Raw genomic sequence first — 6,240 nt, 5'->3', positions numbered from 1 at the left:
GGCCTGCGCTTCGTGTTTGCGCAGGCCGGTCGGGCGGGCCTGACTTTGTTTGTGCCGACAGGTCTCCTTCAACAGCCTGCTGAACAACGCATGACCGAATTGCTCTATGCCGCGCTCGACGCACACTCCGTCGCCTCGGTGATCGTGGCTCCCCGGCCCGAACCGTCATGACGCGAGCGTCCCCGCCTGCCGTGGAGCCGACCTCCTGGAGCTTCCCCCGCAAGGTAGCACTCGTCGCGTTCTCGCTGTTGCTGGCGCTGATTGCCTGGCAGCTGATGGACCTGTTCATGCTCGCCTTCGGAGCGATCATCGTGGCCGCGGTGCTGCGCGTCTTGGCCGGCGCGCTGGAGAAGTACCTGCATGTGCCCGCGGGCTGGTCGGTCATGAGCTGCCTGGTGTTGCTGACCGGCGTGCTCGCCCTCGGCATCTGGCTCGTGGGCGATCCGCTCGTCGAGCAGTTCGAGCGGTTGCGCGAAAGGCTGCCGGCGGCGCTCGACGCGGTGATGGGGTGGCTGAACAACCACCGGGTCGGAACGGCAGTGCTGCAGTACGTCGACGAGGTGCGCGCCGACACGAGCCCCCTGGCGACCCGACTGGCCGGATACGCGGGCCTGACCTTCGGCGCCCTCGGCGGCGCCGGGCTGATGCTGATCATGGGCATCTACCTGGCCGTGTCGCCGCGGGTCTACCGCAACGGCCTGATCCGTCTGGTGCCGCCGGCCTTGCGCAACCAGGCCGCGGACGCCCTCGACGCGAGCGGCGCCGCGCTCTCGCGCTGGCTGCTCGGGCAGTCGGTGTCGATGCTGTTCGTCGGCGGCGCCACGGCGCTGGGCCTGTGGCTGCTCGACGTGCCGCTGGCGTTCTCGGTCGGCGTGGTGTCGGGCCTGCTCGCGTTCATCCCGTTCTTCGGCGCCATCGCGGGCGGCCTGCTGGCCGTGCTGCTGGGCTTCATGCAGGGCCCGCAAACCGCGCTGTATGTCGTGATCCTCGCCCTGGCCATCCAGCAGATGGAAGGGCAGGTGCTGATGCCCTTCGTGCAGCGCTGGGCGGTCGATCTTCCGCCGGTCCTGGGCCTGGCTGCGGCCGTGATGTTCGGTGTGCTGTTCGGCATCGTCGGCGTGTTGCTGGCGACGCCCGCGATGGTCGTGCTGATGGTCATCGTGCAAAAGCTCTACATAGACGGTGTGCTCGAGAAGCGCGACGACACCGTGCTGGTGGGCGTGTCGAGCAGTGGTTCGTCGCGCGGCTAAGCCGATCCGCGCTCAAAACACCGTGCGCGCGGCGATTGGCCGTTCGTTCGGCGTCGGAAACGGTCCCAGAGGTTCCAACTCCGGCTGATCGCGTTGCGCCGCCGACAACCGGCTGGCCCGCCGTTGCGCTGCCGCGCAGCCGCCGACCGCCAGCCCGAGCGCGAACGCGCCGTACACCAGCAGCAGGCCCGTGCGGGGAAGCCGTCGCTCGAATCCGGGCGTGAGGCGGCTTGGCACCAGGCGCAGGTCCACCAGCGCCGCGCCGGCGGTGGCCAGGCCGGCGTTGCGCAGCATCGTCGTCGCGCCGGCGCCTGCGGGCGGGGCGAGAAATTTTTCGTACAGCACGCCCCAAAACAGTGAGGAGCCGACATGCAAGGCCAGCCCCGGCAGGGTGTAGCGCACGCTCGGCCCGTTCTTGCGCAAGGCGACATCGCCCCACACGATGTGGCTCGGCGCGTTGATGGCCGCCGTGGCGCTGCCGATGCTGCGGCTTCCACACAGCGCCAGCATGGCCAGCGAGCCGGCGGCGGCTGCACCGCCCGAGAACCGCGCATCCGCGGCGGCGTCCTGCCAAGTCTTCATGTCGATCGAGCTCCTTGTCTTGCAGCACCTCTTGTCGCGCTGCACAGGGCAAACTTCATTCCACCGCTTGCACGTCACGGTGCGCGGCGGCGGCCTCGGCGCGCGGCGTCTCCACCACGCGGTCGACGTACAGCTGCTGAACCAGGATCATCAACAGCACCATCAGCGGCGTGGCCACCAGAACGCCGACCGGCCCGAACAACAGCGCGAACATGACCGCGGCCACGAGCCCCAGCACCGGCGGCAGCCGCACGGCCCAGCGCTGAATGAAGGGCAGCAGCACCAAGTCCTCGAACTGCTGCACCGCCAGCATCAGAACGGCGGCCTGCAGCGCCTTGTCGGGCCCTTGCGCGAACGACAGCACGACGATCAGCACGCCGGAGGTGACCGCCCCGAAGAACGGCACGAAAGCGAACAGGCCGGCGATCACGCCCAGGCTCAGCGCCAGCGGCATTCCAAGCAGCGCCAAGCCGATGGCCGTGAGCGTGCCGATCGCCAGCATCGACACGCCCTGGCCGAGCAGCCAGCGCGACAGGCCTACGCCCCCGGCCTGCAGTGCCGCGTCGACCGCCGGGCGTTGCTCGAGCGGCAGCAGGTGCAGCAGGCCGCGCCGGTACAGCGCCGGGTCGGCCGCCAGATAAATAGCGATCACCACCACCAGCAGCACGCTGCTGATCGCACCGAGGGTCATCGTCGCCAGGCTGGCCAGCCGGGTCCAGAACACTTCCCCGCTCTTCGCGTTGCTCCACAGCTCGAGCAGGGTCTGACCGAAGGGCTGGCTGTTGAGCCAGTTGCGGGCCGCGTCGAGCGCCGGCGGCAGCGCTGCGCGCAGGTTGGCGAACTGTTCGGCCACTCGGTCGCCCAGCAGCCAGATCGCCAATGCGATCACCGCCACCACGCCCAGCACCGCCAGCGCGAGCGCCACCTGCGCCGGCAGCTTCAGGTGCTCCTGCAGCGGCCCGGCCAAGGTGCGCAGGGCCACCGCCATCAGCACCGCGCCGAACAGCAGCACGATCACATCGAGCAGCCGCCAAGCCAGCAAGGCCAGGGCGACGATGGCGACGAAGGCGACCACGCGCGCCAGATAGGACTGGGGTCCGGCATTCATGCTCGTTGTCCTTGTTTCTTAGGCGGGCGAGCCTGCGGGGATGACCCTGCCCGCCGCCGCGACAAGGCACTGAGAGGAACTTTCCGGGGCAGCGAAGAACACAATCCACCTTGTTCGGGGCGCCAGACCGGGTGGCACCGTGCACGTCCCATTTCTTTCCCTCTCTCGGCAAGGCATTGCGAATGCGCAAATCGATCCTGCTCATGGTGTGTTTGAGCGGCCTGGCCGGGCTGGCTTCCTGGGCGGTGCCCGCGCGTGCCCAGTCGGGTCCGGCCAGCCCGCCCTTGCAGGCCGCACCGGTTCTTCCGATCCACCCCGCCATGGTCGTCGATCCGCGCTGGCAAGCCAGCCTGGACGCCTTTGCCGCCGCTGATGAGTTGCGCACGCCCAAGCCCGGCGGCGTGGTCTTCGTCGGGAGCTCGTCGATCCGCCTGTGGGACGGGCTGGAAACGCAATTCAGCCAACTGCCGGTGATTGTCAAGCGCGGCTTCGGCGGTTCGCGCATGCTCGATTGCACGCAGCACCTCGAGCGCCTCGTCCTGCCCTACAAGCCGCGCCTGGTGGTGGTGTACGCCGGCGACAACGATCTGGCCGAAGGCCGCTCGCCCGAGGACGTGCTGGCGAGCTTCCGCGGCTTCGTCGAGGGCGTGCAGCGCGAGTTGCCGCAAACGCGCATCGCCTACCTTTCCATCAAGCCCAGCCCGCTGCGCGAGGCGCTGCTGCCCAAGATGCGCGCCACCAATGCGCTCATCGAGCGCTACAGCCAGAGCCGCCCGCTGCTCGACTTCATCGACATCTACACGCCCATGCTGCAGGCCAACGGGCGCCCGCGCGCCGAGTTGTTCGCCGCCGACGCGCTGCACCTCAACGAGGCCGGCTATGCGCTGTGGCAAGAGGTCATCGCGTTGCATTTGCATTTAGCCGAGACCGGCGCCGCCGCTGCTGCCGCGACCACCGCTCCTTGATCGCTGCGGCGTAGCGGTCCAGGCGCTGGCTGATCAGCGCCACCGCATAGAGCGCGGCAAAGCTGCCGATCAGGATCAGCACATCGACCGCGACGGGCCGCCCCGCGTTCGGCGCGCCGAACTGCACCAGCGCCAGCAGCACCAGCACGAGGTGCGCGCAAAACACCGGCAGCGAGGCACTGCCCATTACCTCGAGCCAGGTCAGGCGCGGCAGCCGGTCGAGCAGGCGGGGCCCGTAGTGCATGGCCAGCACCAGCAGCGCGAAGAAGTTGAACAGGCGCAGCGGCCCCACGTGCCACTTGTCGAACAGCAGGTTCAGCGCGGCGTTGTCGCCGAAGGGCACTTGGCCGATGGCCTGGCGCCACACGAAGGTGGTCAGCGCATAGGCCAGCGCGATCAGCACCACCGCCCTCGGAAAGCGCGTCTGCGCGTCGGGGGTTTGCGCGGCGCTCGAACCCATCCACAGGCCGAGCACCCACAGGAACTGCCAGCCGAAGATCTCGAAGGAGCCGTAGGCCTTGGGCGGCACCGTCGTCAGGCCGCTCAATGCAATGCCGGCCGCGTAGAGCCGGTCGCCCAGGTCGAACTGCGCCAGCAGCCACAGCAGCAGGCTGCCGATCAAGATGCCGACCCAGCCGCGCGACACGCCATGCGCGAGCAGCAGCGGGCTGAGCAGCATGAAGACGATGTAGATCGGCAGGATGTCCAGCAGCGGCGGGTTGTACAGCAGCAGCAGCGAGGCGATGAAGGCCGTCAGCGGCTCCTCGAGAAAAAAGCCCATCAGGCCCTTGACCTCGGCGCGGTCGAAGGTGAGCCCGAGCACCGCGATGAAGGTGAAGAGGAACAAGAGCAATGCCGCCTGGCAGCCGTAGATCTTGAGCGCGCGCATGAGAAAGGCGGTGCGCATGGCCGGGATGCCGCTCTTGAGCGCGCGGCTCGTGTAGACCATACCCGCCATGTAGGCGGACAGCATCACGAAGCCCTCGGCTGCCGAGACGAAGCCGAAGGGCTGGCCGGCAGGGCTGGAGAAGCGCGTGGGCAGATGCGTCAGGGCCATCAGCACCAGCATCAACCCGCGCGCGGCGTCGAGGTCGACGCGGCGGTTCACGGCGTCTTTCCCGCAAGGAAGGCTGAAAGGGCAGGCCGGTCCGTCACAGCATTTCCTCCGGCGCGAACGGCGCCAGCAGCTTCAGCGTGAACAGCAGCAAGGGGCTCGCCTCGGGTTCGGTCTGCACGGTTTGCGGCTCGGGCCCGCCGCTGCGCCAGCGCAGGCCGCTGCCGTCCTCGGCGATCGTCACGTGCCAGGCGCTGCGCTGGCTCACGGTTTCGAAGAAACGCTGGAGCTGCCGAGCGAGCACGCGGCTGCGAATGACCAGGCCGATCTCGCTGTTGAGCTTGTCCGAGCGCGGATCCATGTTCATAGAGCCGACCAGCACCGTGCGCCGGTCGATGATCAGCGCCTTGCTGTGCAGGCTGGCCTGCGACGAGCCGAAGGAGCCGAGCCCGCTGCGCGGCGGTGCGTCGAATTGCGGGCGCAGTTCGTAGAGCTCGACCCCGGCCTTCAGCAGTGGCTCGCGGTAACGCGAGTAGCCGATGTGCACCACGGGTGCGTCGGTGGTCGCCAGCGAATTGGTCAGCACGCGCAGCGCCACGCCCTTGCCTTGCAGGTCCTCGGCCAGCCCGACCCCGCGCGTGCCCGGCACGTAATACGGCGAGAGGACGATCACCTCGGCGGTGGCGCTGCGCATCAGCCGGTTCATGTCGTCCGCCAGCGTTTCCTCGGCTTGCGGCTCCTCCTCGCTGCTGATCTTGGAGGGTTTGTCGGCGATCACCGCCGCCGGCGCCCATACCAGATCGAGCCGCCCGGCGATCAGCTCGCGGGCCAGGGCGTTGGAGAGGATGCTCTGCTGCGCGGCCACGGGCAGTTCGTCGGGCGCGGCCAGCGCGGCGGAGGCCATGTCCGCAGCGGCCGGCGCCGCGATCGTCTCGACCGGGTAGGCCAGTGGATCGTTCCAGAAGCGGTCGAAGGAGCGCGAGAGCGCCGGCACCACCGGGCCGGCGGCGATCACGTCGAGGTCGACGAAATTGCTCTTCTCGCTCTGCACGAAGTAGGCGTCGCCCAGATTGCGCCCGCCCATGATGGCCAGCGCGTTGTCGGCCACCATCATCTTGTTGTGCATGCGCCGGTTGATGCGCGCGAAGTCGGTGGGCGAAGCGAGCACGCGGGTCACGGTGGAGCCCCGACCGGCGGGCAGCGGGTTGTACAGCCGGACCTCGATGTTGGCGTGCTCGGCCAGGCGCAGCATCAACCCGTCTTCGCCAGCGGTGTTGAGGT

The 6,240-nt window shown here is 68.8% G+C and carries 6 protein-coding genes; 2 read left to right on the top strand and 4 right to left on the bottom strand.

What is annotated here, in order from left to right:
- Positions 1 to 167: 167 nt before the first annotated feature.
- On the top strand, positions 168 to 1,250 hold the full coding sequence (locus H0W38_RS14580) for an AI-2E family transporter (protein WP_292455309.1): 1,083 nt from the start codon (positions 168 to 170) through the stop codon (positions 1,248 to 1,250).
- Between the two features lie 12 nt (positions 1,251 to 1,262).
- Here H0W38_RS14580 and H0W38_RS14575 read toward each other — a convergent pair whose 3' ends face one another.
- Both H0W38_RS14575 and H0W38_RS14570 read right to left on the bottom strand, forming a co-directional pair.
- Positions 1,263 to 1,832, bottom strand: coding sequence for a hypothetical protein (locus tag H0W38_RS14575; RefSeq protein ID WP_292455306.1), 570 nt, complete (start codon positions 1,830 to 1,832; stop codon positions 1,263 to 1,265).
- 55 nt (positions 1,833 to 1,887) lie between these two features.
- A complete protein-coding gene (locus tag H0W38_RS14570) occupies positions 1,888 to 2,940 on the bottom strand; it encodes an AI-2E family transporter (RefSeq protein ID WP_292455304.1) in 1,053 nt (350 codons plus the stop codon).
- Positions 2,941 to 3,122: 182 nt separating this feature from the next.
- Between H0W38_RS14570 and H0W38_RS14565 the strand changes: the two genes are divergently transcribed.
- Complete coding sequence (locus tag H0W38_RS14565; RefSeq protein ID WP_292455302.1) at positions 3,123 to 3,905, top strand: SGNH/GDSL hydrolase family protein; 783 nt, start codon at positions 3,123 to 3,125, stop codon at positions 3,903 to 3,905.
- Here H0W38_RS14565 and opgC read toward each other — a convergent pair.
- Together opgC and H0W38_RS14555 are read right to left on the bottom strand one after the other, a co-directional pair.
- A complete protein-coding gene (opgC, locus tag H0W38_RS14560; protein ID WP_292455299.1) occupies positions 3,838 to 5,013 on the bottom strand; it encodes an OpgC domain-containing protein in 1,176 nt (391 codons plus the stop codon). The genes H0W38_RS14565 and opgC overlap by 68 nt on opposite strands.
- Positions 5,014 to 5,056: 43 nt before the next feature.
- Positions 5,057 to 6,240, bottom strand: a 1,184-nt coding sequence (locus H0W38_RS14555; protein ID WP_292455296.1) for a phospholipase D family protein, incomplete at its 5' end; no start/stop codon positions are given.

The sequence above is a fragment of the Methylibium sp. genome (assembly GCF_013817365.1).
Classification (GTDB): domain Bacteria; phylum Pseudomonadota; class Gammaproteobacteria; order Burkholderiales; family Burkholderiaceae_C; genus Methylibium.
This window is presented reverse-complemented; position numbering and strand designations above follow the sequence as displayed.